The sequence below is a fragment of the Paenibacillus periandrae genome, assembly GCF_022458865.1.
GTDB classification, from domain to species: Bacteria; Bacillota; Bacilli; order Paenibacillales; family NBRC-103111; genus Paenibacillus_S; species Paenibacillus_S periandrae.
This window is the reverse complement of record NZ_JAJNMU010000022.1, coordinates 84,892-101,140: the sequence shown is the minus strand read 5'-3', so window position 1 is coordinate 101,140 and position 16,249 is coordinate 84,892. Positions and strand designations below refer to the sequence as shown.

10 protein-coding genes are annotated in these 16,249 nt (G+C 43.0%); all 10 read right to left on the bottom strand.

Going from position 1 to position 16,249, the window contains the following annotated elements:
* Nucleotides 1-84: 84 nt before the first annotated feature.
* The 10 genes from LRL21_RS31980 to LRL21_RS31935 all read right to left on the bottom strand — a co-directional run bounded on the left by LRL21_RS31980 (nt 85) and on the right by LRL21_RS31935 (nt 16,247).
* A complete protein-coding gene (locus LRL21_RS31980; protein ID WP_240419833.1) occupies nt 85-2,682 on the bottom strand; it encodes a stalk domain-containing protein in 2,598 nt (865 codons plus the stop codon).
* Between the two features lie 223 nt (nt 2,683-2,905).
* Nucleotides 2,906-4,114: a methionine adenosyltransferase gene (gene metK, locus LRL21_RS31975; protein WP_076233511.1), complete on the bottom strand. Its 1,209-nt coding sequence runs from the start codon at nt 4,112-4,114 to the stop codon at nt 2,906-2,908.
* A gap of 198 nt (nt 4,115-4,312) precedes the next feature.
* A complete protein-coding gene (locus LRL21_RS31970) occupies nt 4,313-4,585 on the bottom strand; it encodes an alpha/beta-type small acid-soluble spore protein (protein WP_240419832.1) in 273 nt (90 codons plus the stop codon).
* Between the two features lie 82 nt (nt 4,586-4,667).
* Nucleotides 4,668-5,279, bottom strand: coding sequence for a hypothetical protein (locus LRL21_RS31965; protein ID WP_240419831.1), 612 nt, complete (start codon nt 5,277-5,279; stop codon nt 4,668-4,670).
* 105 nt (nt 5,280-5,384) lie between these two features.
* On the bottom strand, nt 5,385-8,912 hold the full coding sequence (locus LRL21_RS31960) for an S-layer homology domain-containing protein (protein WP_240419830.1): 3,528 nt from the start codon (nt 8,910-8,912) through the stop codon (nt 5,385-5,387).
* Between the two features lie 472 nt (nt 8,913-9,384).
* Nucleotides 9,385-10,485 (bottom strand): glycosyltransferase family 4 protein, encoded by a 1,101-nt coding sequence (locus LRL21_RS31955; RefSeq protein ID WP_240419829.1) that lies wholly within the window; start codon nt 10,483-10,485, stop codon nt 9,385-9,387.
* Nucleotides 10,486-10,608: 123 nt separating this feature from the next.
* Entirely contained in the window at nt 10,609-11,307 is a 699-nt protein-coding gene (locus tag LRL21_RS31950) for a WecB/TagA/CpsF family glycosyltransferase (protein ID WP_240419923.1), read from the bottom strand.
* A 47-nt stretch (nt 11,308-11,354) separates the two neighbouring features.
* Entirely contained in the window at nt 11,355-12,494 is a 1,140-nt protein-coding gene (csaB, locus tag LRL21_RS31945) for a polysaccharide pyruvyl transferase CsaB (RefSeq protein WP_240419828.1), read from the bottom strand.
* Nucleotides 12,464-14,554, bottom strand: coding sequence for a DUF5693 family protein (locus tag LRL21_RS31940; RefSeq protein ID WP_338044709.1), 2,091 nt, complete (start codon nt 14,552-14,554; stop codon nt 12,464-12,466). Before LRL21_RS31940 ends, csaB begins: the two co-directional genes overlap by 31 nt.
* The gene (locus LRL21_RS31935; RefSeq protein ID WP_240419827.1) at nt 14,544-16,247 is read right to left on the bottom strand and encodes a phospho-sugar mutase; all 1,704 of its coding nucleotides are present in this window, start codon (nt 16,245-16,247) and stop codon (nt 14,544-14,546) included. Before LRL21_RS31935 ends, LRL21_RS31940 begins: the two co-directional genes overlap by 11 nt.
* Between the last annotated feature and the right edge of the window lie 2 nt (nt 16,248-16,249).

The window sequence follows — 16,249 nt, the reverse complement described above, 5'->3', positions numbered from 1 at the left end:
CGTCAAAATCTGCAGTCCCGAACAGACTCCTATGCAATATAGTACCATATTTCGACGCGTTTGTAAGAAGTTATAACGAACTAATTATTGTAAAGTGATTTGCTGCGTTTTCTCATCCCAAGTCACTTTCCAACCTAGATTCTCGGACAGAATACGCAGTGGAACGACGGTCACATTACTCATGATTTTGGGTGCGACTTCAGCCGTCACTCTTTGCCCGTTAATAATAAGCTCCGGATTATCAATCCATAAATCGATCAGCTTATCCCCACGAATCACCGTCACTTTACGTTCCTTCTCATCCCATTTCACCGTACCGCCCAATGCATCTGCGACAAAACGAATCGGAATCAGCGTATTTCCGCTTACTATGACAGGTGCCTGCTCAAGCGTCATATTTTTCTTATTTACCGCAACGGTCGTTTTATTAATCGTCAGATTCACCTGATTGTTAGAAGGCTTTACAATATCACCTTTATACGTAAATGTAATATCATCCAGCTCAATCTTCCCTTTAGCCGCTCGTTCATCCTGCCCAATTTCCTCATTGACCACATAAATGCTTCTTACCGTGATCGGATATTTAAAATTGTAGCTGCTCAAATCCTCGGACACAACCTGCCAGCCTTTCCAATTCAGGATTGGTGCCAGCTCCACATAGAAAACACTACCTGCACTATCCCGAATCTCGGTCTTCAAAGCATTAAGACTTTCATCCCCATTGACCTTAAGCTTCATGAATTGAGGCTGTCCATCGATTTGAATTCCGGCATCAAAATCGGCAAAAGCCCATTTGGTGCCTTTACCTTGCGTGAAGTCATAGTTTAATTCCAAATAATGATTTTTACTCGGGTCTTCTTTAATATACACAGAGGAGGTTACACCCTCAGGCTTACTACGCGACATCGTCATGACCGCATTTTTCTCCAGATCGTACCAAACCTTGTCCTTACCTACGGCAATTGTCAGCATTGTGCTAAAACCTTCATAGCGTGCAATGAGCTGAGCCTGATTCGTTCCTGCCAAATCAATGACGTTCAGGATGCCGTTCTTAACCTCAGCTTTCATGCCCAGCACTTCCCACTGAATCGATTCAGCAGGCACCTCTCGGGATTTACCGGATTTGGTTTTCGCTATAACCGGCAGTTTGTAGCTGCCACCCTGGGACAGCACCATATTAGGGGCATCAATTTTTAAACTGGCAATTTGATCTCTCCCGACAACCTCGATGCCTACCGACTGCTTGCCTGTTCCTGACGACGCGTTAATTTGCGCAGTTCCAGGCTTGCTTGGTGTAAAGATATTATCTTTAAACGTACCGACATCATTGCTAACAGACCATGTAGCCGGTATTTTATCAGTATCCACGAGTGGATTATAATACTCATCATAGCCTTTAAAACCCAATGCCGCCTGCTCGTTCACAAACAAGAAGCTTGGTGCTTGTATGACTAGACCTTTGACCGCACCCTTAGGCGCTGTTGAGTAAACCCCTACGCCATTAACAACCTTACGTTGAATACCTGTTTCCGTTTTATTAGTAAGAACCGGTGTCGTTTCACCAAGAGGACGTGTGGCCAGCTGTGTAGATCCGCCGCCATCCAAATTCATACCTTTCCATACGCCTACTTTGATCATAAACTGCTGAAGCTCGGTCATCGAAAGACCTTTACTATCACCTGCATTATCAACGGTAATAAGGTAAGCTGTTTTTTGATCCTTCGAATAGCCGATGGCTGTTCTTGATCGGTTGCAGCATAAACTGTCGACTTCCCGCGAAAATTCGGCCGGTTTGCCCTCATCGACCATAATCGTATGACCGCCAATCATCATTTTAAAGTTTTTCGTATCATACGTTTTGCTTGCATCCTGTGGCAGTATTTGATAATCGACAGTAAGTGGATCGCCAACCTTCATATGCTGCTTAACAAAGTCCGCGGCCAGACCCGATGATCTCAATACATAACCATCCTTCGGCGCTATGACATTAATGATTGTATTCTCCGCAATTTGCTTAATAATTCCGTTTTCGACCAAAACCTCAGTAGGCACAGTGGTCCCATCATTAGATCGGTCAGCCTGTCCCCACGCATTGGTATACATAAACATCGCATCAATATGGCTGTGCTCTCCACCTGGCTCGAACCAGTAATACGTTTTGTTAATACCGCCCAATGTGAATTTAGCTCCATCCTTGGCGGTTACACTACCTTGAAACGTAAATAAATCGACGATAGGTACATTATTTTTGGATAACGCAAATGTATAGAAACCCGGTAAATAAGGCGGAGTTGCCATCAATTGTCCATTCGCTATTTCAGGGCCCATCGGGACACCTTCAGCTTGGGTGTTGTAAAAATCGCCATTAATACCGGCAACAGCTCCGGTTTCCGTTGTCATACCCAGTACACTTTGTTTCTTCGTGAATTGATTGTTTGTACCACTCATGACATCAAGCTTGACTAGCGGATTCGTCAAATCCACCTCAACTACATTTCCGTTCACGGTTACTTCCTTTTTGTTGCGAATTGATTTCCACACATATTTTTTCATAATGGCACCCGAAGTTAATATCTCTTGACTAACCTCTGTAACCGTTGGCTCATCTGCAAAAACTTTGTCAGTTGTTATAATTGGCGATAAAAGAATCATAGCGGATAGTGCGATTGTTATGACTTTCATCCCTAATTTATTGTGCTTAACCACGCTGCGTTCTCCCTTCTTATTCCCGTTCTACTCATTATAGACTCTATAACCAGTCAAAAAGTTACGTTATTTGCACCTTAAAATATATAATGGTGTCCAAATATGTAATAATGGTGTACCTTAACAAACAAAAAGCAGATGGGTATCATCCCACCTGCCTTCTCTTTTATAGCTTATTTAATAGCTTGTCTTAAAAATATTATGCAAGCGCATCGCGTTTTAACAACTCAGCCTTATCTGTACGCTCCCAAGGAAGATCTACGTCTGTGCGACCAAAATGTCCGTATGCGGCAGTTTGCTTGTAAATAGGTTGACGAAGCTCAAGCTGCTTAATAATACCAGCTGGACGCAGGTCAAAATGTGCACGAACCACTTCAACCAGCTTTTCTTCGCTAACTTTTCCTGTGCCAAATGTATCTACAGCAATCGACACTGGCCGCGCGACACCAATGGCATAAGCCAATTGCACTTCGCATTTATCAGCCAAACCTGCTGCTACAATGTTCTTAGCAACATACCGTGCAGCATAAGCGCCTGAACGGTCTACTTTTGTCGGATCTTTACCGGAGAAAGCTCCGCCGCCATGACGTGCATATCCACCGTATGTATCTACGATAATTTTACGTCCTGTTAGACCAGCATCCCCTTGAGGTCCACCGATTACAAAGCGGCCTGTTGGGTTAATGAAATATTTAGTATCGGCATCAAGGAATTTCTCAGGTACGATCGGCTTGATGACATGTTCTTTGATATCTGCTTGGATTTGTTCCAATGTTGTATCTTCACTGTGCTGGGTCGATACTACAATAGCATCTACACGCACTGGTGTATCTCCATCGTACTCAACCGTTACTTGAGTTTTGCCATCAGGACGCAGGTAAGGCAATGTACCATTTTTACGAACTTCTGTTAATCTACGTGAAAGTTGATGTGCAATAGAAATAGGAAGCGGCATTAGCTCAGGAGTTTCATTCACCGCGAATCCGAACATCATTCCTTGGTCCCCTGCTCCAATGGCTTCAATCTCATCATCGGACATTAAACCTTCACGTGCTTCAAGAGCACGGTCAACGCCTTGTGCGATATCAGCTGATTGTTCATTCAAAGAAACCAACACTGCGCAAGTCTGGGAATCAAATCCAAATTTAGCGCGAGTATAACCGATATCCTTGATAGTTTGACGTGCAATAGATTGAATATCTACATATTCAGATTGACTTGAAATTTCTCCAATAACTAACACTAAGCCGGTTGCAACCGAAACTTCGCAAGCAACACGAGCATTTGGGTCGTTAGCCAAAAATGCGTCAAGTACAGCATCAGAAATTTGATCGCAAATTTTATCTGGATGTCCTTCAGTTACTGATTCTGATGTAAATAAGCGCCGACCGCGTGGTGTTGATGACATATACTATCGACCTCCTTAAAATTTTCGTAGAAAATTGCTTCTTCTTAATCCTATGATGAGATGAAGCATGGACAAAAAAATCAACCCTTTCCTATCGGAAAAGGTTACATTCAATATGACCTTCTTTAGTTATGTTACTGGATTTGTAGGGTACTGTCAATAAATTTGCATGAGTTCTAATTAATCTTAGTATATGTGCTATAAACTAAACATCGTTTCTTCGGCTTTCCTAATTAACCTGCTTGTAATCGCTCCGCCTACAGCTCCAGCATCTCTGGATGTGATGTGTCCCCAATAATCTTCCTTGACTGAACTTGATGATATTCCACCTAATTCAGTAGCAAATTCAACATTCATATCAGCCAAAGATTTACCTACCGGCAATCCCATTTCAGCTGCTATTTCGTACTTTAGCAAATCAAGGGCTTGATGGCTTTCCGGCACAATCTTCTTACGACTAGCCACAGTCATTCACCTCCCGATCCATGATAATCGTAGTATGGCCATTGCACGGATCAGCACTCGTATAAACAATTGTCATATTGGGCAAAATTTATGTAGTTACTTTACTGCCGTCAGCATTGGTGATCAAATACGAACCACGTATCATTACATAAATATCCTGCTTAAGCTTAGGGTCTGATTTAATGCCTCGCCCATCGCGAGGAACTATAAGCAGATGATTTAAGTCAACAACTGCTCCTGCAGCGATATCTTTACCCGAGGTTACATCGGGGATCCCATTATCGTCTGAGCTGACAATTGTGACTCTGCCTGTTCGAATGATAATTTCTGTTCCTGCCCCACCGTAGATGGATTGGCCTGGATCAAGCTTAATTACCGATAGATTTGAACTACCCGTCTGACTGGGAACGTCCACTACGGGAGTAGGTGTTGTCTTGCCACTATCCCCTGGATTTGGCTTAGATGAAGAAAGTTCACTAGCAATGATTTGTTTAACTTTTTCTTCTGTAATGGTTTGCTTGTTTAGTTCCTCAGCAACTTTTAATTTAATGTTTTGTTCAAAATAACTCTTGGTGATGACAGGGTCGTCAATGGTTCCTGCTTGTGGGTTGGTTGAACCTCCATCGGCGTTAGTAACTACAATAGAAGTTGTCCAAAGCAATGCAGCCATAACCGTAACTTTCAAAGTATATTTAAACATTAAGTTCCTCCTAGTCATAGGGCAATATGATTTTAAGTATATCCGAATTAAACATAAAAAAAAAGAAGACCCCGAAAGGTCTTCTTTTCCGAAACTAATAAGATATTAGTTTACAGTTACAGATGTTGTTGCGGACTTGCCACTTGGTGAGAAGATGTTGATAGTGAAGCTTGTAACGTCTGCACTAAGTGTAGTGATTTTACCAGTATTGTCAATTTCAACTTTACCAGTTCCACTAGTGGACTTAACATCTGTAGCATAGAAAGTCATGTTCAAGATGTTAGCATGTTTTTGGATGAATTGGTCAGTAGAAGAATCAGCAAGTGTAAGAACTTGTTTGCTGTTATCATCTTTAAGAGTACCATACCAAACGCCACCAATATTTGTCAAAGGAGTACGATCAGATACATATTCTCCACCAAATTGATCTTTAATAGTCACTTTCTTAGCCATATTAGTATCCCAGACATACAACATACCTCTGTCTTTTTTGAGTTGAGCCTCAGCGCCAGAAATAGTATTGCTGGATTTCTCAGTAGTAATGGAAGTTACAGATGGACCTTCGTTTTTCGTAGTTACATCGAAAGCAGAAGTGTTATAGTCTCCCTTACCATCAACATAAGTTACAGTAATTTTTGCAGTACCAGCTTCAAGACCTACAATAAATCTTTGACCAGAAACTACTTCTGCAACCTTAGGATTGCTACTAGTAATGGTTTTGATGTTACCGTTAGGAACAGCTACCAAATCACCGCTGCTAGTTTTAGCTAACAACTTAATTTCTTTGGCAAGTTTCTTATTGGTGTTATAAACATAAGTTGCTTCTTGTACACTTGTAGTTCCGTTTGCAGCAATAGCGGATTCACCCAAGTAATCACGAGCCGCCAGCAAAGTATTATTAAGAGCTTTATCAGCAAATGCTTCGATAGTCAACTTGTTAGTGGATTTAGTAGTATCCAGAACTTCCAAGTTAGTATTTACATTGCTGATGCTGTTCCATTTACCAGTACTGTTATCATAAGTTTCCAGATAAGCATTAAACGTAAAGTTAGTACCTAACTTAGCGTTAGCTGGTGTAAAGAATTTGTAAGACTTATCAAATACTTCGCTCAATGGGAATGTATAATCTGTGTTACCAACATAGCTACCGTTATTTGCGGAGTAGTCATACTGATTAGTATAAACTGTACCTACTACAGTTGGGTTCAAGATGAACTTTCTGGTGTTGTTCGCAACAGAGTTATCAACAATTGGATCAACTGTAGATTGCAGTGCTTTAGTAACAGGGTTGATTCCCGCAGCAGCTACTTCATTACTCTTAAGAGTTAGGTTAGAAGGGTTAGTTCCAGCATTTACAGAAGTTTCATTCGCTGCTTGCAAAGCAAATCTTACGCGAGTATTGTCAAGATTGTATTTCAATTCGCCACCGTTTTGGTCATACACTTTAACTTTGAACTCATTGTCTGTGTTGTTGACCATATATTTCTTAGGTGTTGCAGAGAATACGATTTTGTCAGCTCTACGTTTTTCAGCTACGTTAGTGCTCCAGCTAGCTTTAACATTAGGTGTGTCTAGCAACATGATTGTAATACCAGCAGATCCTTTGTAACCAACGGAAGCAATGGCAATTTGACCTTTGTGCTCACCTGTTTGAACAATTGCAGTAGTTGTTTCCGATTTTGTATCTGAGTTGTAAACCTTGCTAGTTGTATCAGGGTTTACGCTACCAGTACCATAAATCGAGAATTTATAAGCATTGTCTGCAATTTCACTCGGAGTCAACAGATCACCCTTAGCATCCTTAACAACAAGAGGTACATAGAACTTTTGATCCAAAGCGCTATCACCTGTTTTTACATCGCCTTCAGCCAAAGTATAGTTGTAAGCACCAATTTCAACTGAAGCAGGAGTTTTAGGAGCATTTACCTTAACAGTTTTAGTAGCTGTTTGGCCGGAACCATTAGCAATAACAGTCAAAGTGATATTTTCTTTGGATTCAATTTTGTTGTACTTGAATTTCAAGTCAGCAGCATCGTCACCAATTTCACTTGTTTGTGTAAACCAAGCATCATTGCTGTTTTTGTCTTTAGCTACGCGAACAACATTACCCTCTGTGGAGTAGAAAGTAATACCTCTGTTCAAAGTTTCGGAATCTTCTACAGGGATACCATATTGGTCATATGCTTTCAGACCCAAATAAGTGTCCTTGTTAGCTTCGATTGTTTCAATCTTGGTGTTAGCACTGTTCAACAAATCGCCAATTTCAACTTTTGAAACGTTAGGGGAATCGCCCACTGCAAATACTTTGTTCGCAGTTGCGCCAGAATCCTCGTGAATGATCGTTACAGAAATACGGTCATTACGTTCCAAAGCACTGTCGTTGCTAGTAGGGTTTGTGATACCCGATTTTTGTGGTTGTTGAATGTAGAATGATTGCTCTCCACTCACACCAGTAACAGAAATGTTGCTACCTGCGTTAATTGTAAAGTTATTGTAAGACAAGCTAGATTTAGCACCGTATTGGTTAGTAGCTTTGAAGTTGATTCTTAATTTGTTTGTAGTACGCGGCAAGCTTTCTGCTGCAGTCAAGAATTCGATTTTCGCAATTCTCTCAATAGTTGTAGTTACGGAAGAAGTTACTGCAGTAGTGTCAAGGTTGCTAGGACCACTGATTGTTACTCCGTATACATTGTTTTGGAATTTAGTGTCGAAAGTCAAAGTAGCCGTAGTTTTGTCGTCACTCCACTTAGTTGTGTAGTTAGTCGCTACATTGCCGTCTTTTTTGATTTCAATTTTCAATGCTTTAGCAGCTTCGTCAGTCAAAGCGCCGTTCAATTGAAGAGTCAATTTGTCAGCATCAGTTGCTTTGAAAGAAGCGATTGAATACTTACCGTTGAAAATCGGTTTGTATTGTGCTTTAGCTTCAGAAGCGCTAAGAACCAACAAATCACGAGTTGCATTGGAAGTACCAGCAAATTTACCATCAGTACCATTGCTCAGCAATTTTAATTGAAGAGCCAATGCTACATAACCTTTAGCCCAATCGGATACAGTAGTGTCAGTAACGCCTGGAGTTGCTTTAGCTGCAGCGTCTTTACCAAGACCACGAAGCAAGAAAGCTGCCAATTGTTCTTTAGTTACTTTACCAGCTGGGTTGTATTCACCAGGTGCATAACCATCAGTAATGCCTGCTGCTTTAACTGCTTCAATATAAGGAAGCGCGTAGCCGTTAGCTGGATCATCGGATTTAACATCAGTGAAAGTCGATGTTTTCAAAGTAGTGTCAACTTTCAATCCAAAGATCAAAGCTGCTACTTTAGCGAATTGAGCACGGTTCATTTCGTCTTTAAGACCAAAAGTACCTTCTTTTACGCCGTCAAACACACCAGCGGAAATCAATGCATCAAATTTTAATTTTGTAGCTGCATCCAGATCTTTAAGATCTGTAAAATCAGCGGATGTTTTAGTAGCGTCAGCTTCTGCAGCAAGTGCTACAGATGAAAACATCGAGAATGCCATAGCCAAGGATAAAATCGTAGATAAACTTTTCTTCATAACCTTTTGTTCTCCTCCTCGAATATCTTTCGGTTTTTTAGAGTTCTGTTTAGATGGATTATAGCTCGATGCACTCATTAGCCGTTTCACCCCCTTCCCAGAGTTGAGCGAAATGAATTTTTATTTATTAAGGTCTGCAAGTATAAGTTTGCAGAAACTAGTAAACAATAGAATGAAAAGATAGCCAATCGTACACCCTTGTACATTATACACTGCAATCCTAGTAAGGTAAAGAGGTGCGTTGCAAAATATATCCAACCTCTTGCTTACCAACCTGATGTTTTGTGTTTCAATGTATTAAACGCGGCGTTGTATAAAAAGTTGCGCTGTTCTAAAAAAACTTTTTATTTTTTGATCAACTCATTTCATCTGATTTCGTATATCAGGTTGTCTATCAATTTCGTATTGCCTCTCTTACGAAACTTAGTATACAACGAACTATACGCCTGCGTCATCACGTATTATTTTCCATGTATATATCTTGATTTGGGCCGATCTGTTACATAAGCAAAAGCCCCGAACCTAATGGGTTCGAGGCTTCTTTTTCATTTTATTTGGTCATACGTGAACGTGCGCTTAATAGTACTCTGATTTTTTGCAATGATCGTAAAACCGGCTTTTTCGTTTGGCTGATGATTCCGATCGCTTCAGCACCCAGTACAAGAATGGCAATCAACACGACAATCAGCAAAACCATTCCCCAGATAACTTCTTGCTCTGACATATAAGATAGAAGGACCGCTGATGCACCAAATATCGATGCAATCCCATAAATAATCAGTACAGTAAGCCGATGGCTAAAGCCCAATTGCAGCAGACAATGGTGAAGATGGCTTTTGTCCGGCTTGGAGATTGGTGTCTTATTGACCCAACGTCTTAATATCGCAAATAACGTATCCGAAATCGGAACCCCGAGGATCATAATAGGAACTAGCAGAGATAGCACGATCGATTGCTTAAACCCTAGAATGGATAAGGTTGCCAGTGCAAATCCCAAAAACAGTGCTCCCGAATCCCCCATAAAAATTTTGGCCGGGTGAAAATTATAAAATAAGAAACCAATAATACTGCCAAGCAAAATGACACTGAGTAGAACTACGGTCACATTCCCCATCATTAAAGCAAGCACAAGAATCGTCGTTATCGCAATGCCGGAAACACCGGCTGACAAACCATCTAATCCATCAATTAAGTTAATCGCATTGGTTACCCCAACAATCCAGAAGATCGTAAGAGGTACAGACAGCCACGTCAAGGAAATCATCGTATCTCCAAAAGGCACATTAACCAGATCAATTACGACCCCTGAGTACACAACGACACAGGCTGCAATAATTTGTCCAAGCAGCTTGATTCTTGGAGATAGGTCAAAACGATCATCCAAGGCCCCTACCAACACGATAATTGCTCCACCCACCAGCAGGCCCAACGCTACATCGGATTGAACCGCAGGTGAAACCACAAAATATGCCCCTACAAATGCAATGAAAATAGCAAGTCCACCTAGTCTAGGCATGATCCGACTATGTACCTTCCGGTGATTGGGTGCATCCACAGCCCCTACCCAAAATGCAAAGCGTTTCACCAAAGGCGTCATCAGCAAGGCAATCAAGCAGGCCACTACAAAGCCAATTCCGTACAATACGTTCATTCTATTTACACAGCCCCTTTGTATCTATAAAAGCCCAGAAAACAATTTAAATTATACTCCGTCCGGGCGCATATTACTACCTTCATTTTATATGAAAGTTGTTGATTTCCAGTCTTAATTATGTTATTTCCCACGATTTTGCACGTTTTTCTTCTCACGGATCACTTTCATTGCGAATTTCGGCAGTACAAGCATTCTTTTATAACGCCAAGGCTCTTGTAGAAGACGGTAAAACCATTCCAAACGCAGCTTTTGAAAAATCCCAGGTGCACGCTTCAGCTTCCCCGACAGTACGTCGAAGCTTCCTCCTACGCCCATAATAACAGGAACTCCCAGCTGCTGTTTATAATGTGCAATCCACGGCTCCTGCTTATCAGCTGATCGACCTATCAATAGGATGTCCGGATCATGCTCCCGAATATTCGCAATAACAGCAGCATCCTCATCGGCTTGAAAGTAACCATCACGGTAACCGACAAGCTGCAGTGCAGGATATTGTCGTTTTAAACTGCTGGCAGCTGCTTCTATCATTTCCGTAGAAGCACCCAGCAAATATACTTTCCAGCCTTTTGGTTCTCCAAGCTGCATCAGCCGATGAAGCAAATCAAATCCGGCTACACGCTCAGCAACGGGATTGCCCACATAATTGGCGGCCCATACGATGCCTGCTCCATCTGGAACTACCAGATCAGCCGCTTGAAGAAGTTCCAAATAGGCAGGACTATCTACAGCCGACATAACCATAATCGGATTCGCCGTAATAATTTGATGAGGCTCCCTGGATTCAATCATACGTGTAACCAAATTAACGGTCTCGTTCATGCTTAATTTGGAGAAGGGAACACCGAATATCGACACTTTAGGTATAGTCAATGATGATCCCTTCCTTTAGTAAAAAATAAAGCGATTTGCTCAGCTGGAGTTTGTGCTTCCTGTTTCAAACGTTCGATAAGCAGCTGCTTATCGGATTGCCATTTCGACCGCTGCTCCAAAAGCTTGACAGCCTCAGCTGCTATGCTGCCACCCGTCTCATTATGAATCGAAGTCGTATGTGCCACTGCGTGCATATCCAAACGATTTAAAAATTGATCAATCTTTGGATCGTAGGAAATGCCCAGCATAGGTATTTGCTGTGAGGCAGCGTATATCAAGGAATGCAGCCGCATGCCGATCAACAAATCGCAGCGGCCAACCTCAGCCAGCATCTGCTGGGGATGTACGGCTCCGTGAGAAATCGAAATTCGATCGTCATACTGGCTGCTCAACTGAGCTTTTATAACGTTGGATGCCTCTTCATCCGAAGGCAGGTGAAAGGGTAAAAAGCGAATATGCGCATCCGTCTGCTTCAAAATCGTGGAGACAGCTTCTGCAAGCGCCTTTAGCTCTGACCGATCCTGATTCCAATATCGAACCGATATACCTATGACTGGCTTATCCGTTGATAAAGGCTCGATTTGACCCTGTTCTCCATCACTACGCGGCATCCCCATTACCGGATCCGGTACTACAATAATTTCACTTGTTACCTTCATATTTAAAAGCAGCTGCTTCGATTCGGCATCACGAACAGATATAAGACGGCAGCGATTAAATACTGAGCGTATCCATCCAAAAAACATCCCACGATAAACGGGCCCAATCCCTTGCGAGTAAATAAATGTCGGCTTCCCAAGCCATTGGGCTAACTTTAAAACTCCTAAATAATAAGGAATGGTCTTCGCCCCTGTGGCGTCCTGCAGCAGACTGCCGCCTCCGCTAATTAAACCATCGGCTCTGCGGATCGCTCGAAACATAGCGCCCGGACGCATCCGGTGCACAGCTTCGACACCATAGGTTTGACTCGTTTTGGCCGGATCGGCAGACAACACCACAGGAATAAAACGAATACCCTGCTGGCGCCCCTGCTCCTCCAAAGCGAGCAAAATCGATTGCAATACCGCTTCATCCCCACTGTTATCGAAGCCGTAGTACCCTGATATTACGATCTTTTTAGCAGCAAGGGTGTCCAACGACGCCAACTCCTTATGACAATTTCCCAAACTGCGATATAACCGATCCCAATCAAAATACCAAATGCTAGACCGTACACAATACGTCCGGATGAAATGAGCAGCGGCGTATGCAGATGGGCAAAGGTATCTACGATGGATGCCTGACCTATGACCCCAATCAAGACCAGCAATACCGCATTACGATATTTAACCGCCAGGTAAGCACCCAAAATAAACAGCGGATGGGCAATTAAAAATTCCTTTAAACGCGGACGAATGCCCAATGTATTTTCAAGGAAGGAACGAAACAGCTTTTCAAAAGCTGAAGCCTGTCCCTCATTACCCGTACGTGATAAATAATAAAATCCTACAGCCGCAATGGCCGCGGCCCCTATAATCCATAGTACGCTGATATAAGAAGCAAGCAGCTTTTTAGCCTTATTCAGCTTATCCTTGTGAGAAAGACTATCGTTGAATAGCAGCCAGTAGAAAGCAATCGCTACAATAGGAAGTGAATGCAACAGGCTAACACCCCGGAATTGCTCAAGCACAAGTGAATACGTAATCTGGTTCAGCAGACCCACTATAAAAAAGATCCCAATGACGGATATTGCCGCGGTTTTCAATAGCAGCCAAATCGCATATCCTAACCTCGATCCCATTTGTGACTGATATTTGCTGCGAACAGATTTTACAGCCATAATCATGGCCAGGATCGGTGCACATGTTCCCGCTCCTAAAGCGAGTCCCTGGGCAAACAAACTGGAGGAGAGTACGAATAATCCAGCCGAGCCCACCATTCCAAGCAAAAATACGAGCAGCGTAAGCTCGGAAACAAAATAAGAAATCGTCAGCGCTATTAAAGCCACAGCACCAATCCAAAGCAGCAGCTTGGCTCCTGATTGCCAATTGGAATGCACCAAAACAAATTTCCCTGCAGGTCCCATTACATAACCAGCTGCTTCTATACGCTTGATTGCTCCGTCCTTACCCGTTAAGCTTTCATATATGGAATCAAGAGGGTTCAGGATTTTGCCCTTATCCAGGTTCTTAACAGCACGTGCATTCAGAAAAACCATCCGGATATTACGATCCTTAACCGCAAGAACGAACCTGTCAGATACCACTTGAATTCTGTCCTCTAATTCAGCTTCTGTCAGGTTTTCCGTCAGTTTCTCGCCGTCTCGTTCGGTAAAGGAGTGAAGACGGACGACATCATATTGAATCATTTTCGACAAGCGATTGAAGCCCTTTTGCTGCGTTTTTTGCAGCTCGATGTTAGCCAGCCCAATATGATATTTTTTCATGAGCTCAGCCATCGTGTCCAGATTTGCGAGATTAGTGTCACTCACGTAACCAGGCACGGTCTCTCCATCAACAATGAAGCGTGTTACTCCGTACTTTTGCAAATTAGCTAGCAGCACTTCCATCTGCTCCGCATTGAAAGGTCGGCGATTGGACATCCGAACAACGATATGGAAGCCTTGGTCCTTAAGTGATTGCAGTGCAATCGGATCCGGGTCCATCGTGACCAATCCAGCTTCATCCCGACTCATCTCGATAATGAGACCATTTTGATTCTTAAAGGTCCACGGACGAACTTTGGCATTCAGACTGCCAAATGCTTTGGTAATCAAAGACTCGAGTTTGTCCTGCGATTCTTTTTCAGCAAATAAAATATAGGTAAAATTCTCGTTAGGCGATATCGGACTTTGCGTAAGCGCAGTCGCTTCGTGTGACGAGAAAATTTCGATACGACGGCTCAATCGCAATTCGTTCAATGTTGCTTCATAAAGTGCCATTGAATGCACACCGTTTTTTTTCAATTCCTTCAGCTGTGTGTTTACGAATTGCCGCGGGTCTGTTTGCAGATCCCCAATCTCCAGCAAATCACGATAATCAAAAACAAACTCAACTTTACGGCCCGAGCCTTCTTCTGTTTGCGACCTTTCAAAAGCAACAGGAATGGAGGCCAGCATCCCAAGGATAACCAGCCACCATAACCACTTCATGCTTTTCTTATTCCATTGTAAGTAACGCCCGATCAATACATTCACTCCTGCCGTATTATTGGTCAACTCTGCTCATCACGGAGCTAACTAATCCCTGGATGGCTTTAGCGGCAGCTTCTGCGCTTGTACCGCGAACAGCAAAATACACTTTTATTTTCGGTTCTGTTCCTGATGGCCGCAAGCAAAACCACGAATCGTCGGCCAATGTATATTTGAGCACATTTTCAACCGGCAGCCCATACAGCCCTTGAGAAAAGTCCTCGATTTTAGTAACGGTTTGCCCATTCACTTCGGTAGGCGGTTGATCGCGCCAATTGTTCATAATACCTTGAATTTGCTCAACGCCATCTTTACCCTTCAAGGTACGGGACTCGAGCTTCTCAAGGAAATAGCCATGTCGAACATACAGCTCCTGAAGAACGTCATATAACGTTTTGCCCTTGCTTTTGTAGTAGGCAGCTGCTTCGCAGATCAGCATGGAGGCAATGACTGCATCCTTGTCTCTGGCATAATCACCAGCGAGATAACCATAGCTTTCTTCATACCCAAACAAAAAGGTGGAATCGCCGGACGCTTGGAATTGCGACATCTTTTCACCAATATATTTAAATCCAGTTAACGTGTTAATGGTCTCCACACCGTAATACTTAGCTACTGCCGCGCCCATTTCGCTCGTCACAATCGTCTTGATAACAACACCATTGTCGGGTAGCTGACCCCGCTTTTTCAGGCTGCTAAGTAGGTAATCAACCATAATGGCTCCGGATTGATTGCCCGTTAGGACAAAATATTGACCCTTCTCATCTTTGACAACCGCACCCATCCGATCACAGTCGGGGTCTGTACCGATAATAATATCCGCATCTATTTCCTTGGCCTTGCGAATAGCGAGAGTGAAAGCTTCTTTTTCCTCTGGATTTGGAGATTTGACTGTGGAAAATTTGGCATCAGGAAGCTCCTGCTCCGCTACAACCACCACTTGACTGAAACCTATCGTTTTTAAAGCAGCCCTTACAGCCAGATTACCGGCACCATGCAGCGGTGTAAATACGATTTTAAATTGATTGGTAGTCCGTTTCACGATATCCGAATTCAGGCTCACGGAAGTCACAGCTTTGATATATTGCTCATCGATATCTTGACCAATCCACTCCAATAGACCTTTGGCTTCTGCAGTCGTCCGTTTCTCACGTTTCACATCTGCAAAGGATTGTACCTGCTGGATAGCGGCAATAACCTGCTCCGCCTGATCGGGAACGAGCTGTCCTCCATCAGAGCCGTACACCTTGTATCCATTGTATTCAGGTGGATTATGGCTAGCTGTGATCACAATACCAGCAGAAGCCTGCAGAGCCCGTACAGAGAAGGAGAGCTCAGGAGTTGACCGCAGCGATTCGAATACATACGCTTTAATGCCGTTACCAGCCAATACTTTGGCAGCTTCCAGTGCGAATTCAGGAGATTGATTGCGGGAGTCGTAAGCGATGACCACGGACGGATTCTCTGCTCCCAAAGCGTTGACGAAATCTGCCAGTCCTTGTGTGGCCCGACCTACGGTATAACGATTTATCCGGTTGGTTCCTGCCCCAATAACACCACGCAGCCCCCCCGTACCGAATTCAAGATCACGATAGAAGCGGTCCTCGATTTCCTTAGGCTGCTCTTTAATATGGTTAAGCTCTGCCTTTGTACTCTCATCAATTGCCGGATCTGTTATCCATTGCTCATATAATTCTTGAACTCGATTATGTACCGTCATAA

Coding starts and splice junctions, on each gene's coding strand:
- LRL21_RS31980 (WP_240419833.1), bottom strand. CDS start 2,682: ATGAAAGTCATAACAATCGCACTATCCGCTATGATTCTTTTATCGCCA.
- metK (WP_076233511.1), bottom strand. CDS start 4,114: ATGTCATCAACACCACGCGGTCGGCGCTTATTTACATCAGAATCAGTA.
- LRL21_RS31970 (WP_240419832.1), bottom strand. CDS start 4,585: ATGACTGTGGCTAGTCGTAAGAAGATTGTGCCGGAAAGCCATCAAGCC.
- LRL21_RS31965 (WP_240419831.1), bottom strand. CDS start 5,279: ATGTTTAAATATACTTTGAAAGTTACGGTTATGGCTGCATTGCTTTGG.
- LRL21_RS31960 (WP_240419830.1), bottom strand. CDS start 8,912: ATGAGTGCATCGAGCTATAATCCATCTAAACAGAACTCTAAAAAACCG.
- LRL21_RS31955 (WP_240419829.1), bottom strand. CDS start 10,485: ATGAACGTATTGTACGGAATTGGCTTTGTAGTGGCCTGCTTGATTGCC.
- LRL21_RS31950 (WP_240419923.1), bottom strand. CDS start 11,307: ATGAACGAGACCGTTAATTTGGTTACACGTATGATTGAATCCAGGGAG.
- LRL21_RS31935 (WP_240419827.1), bottom strand. CDS start 16,247: ATGACGGTACATAATCGAGTTCAAGAATTATATGAGCAATGGATAACA.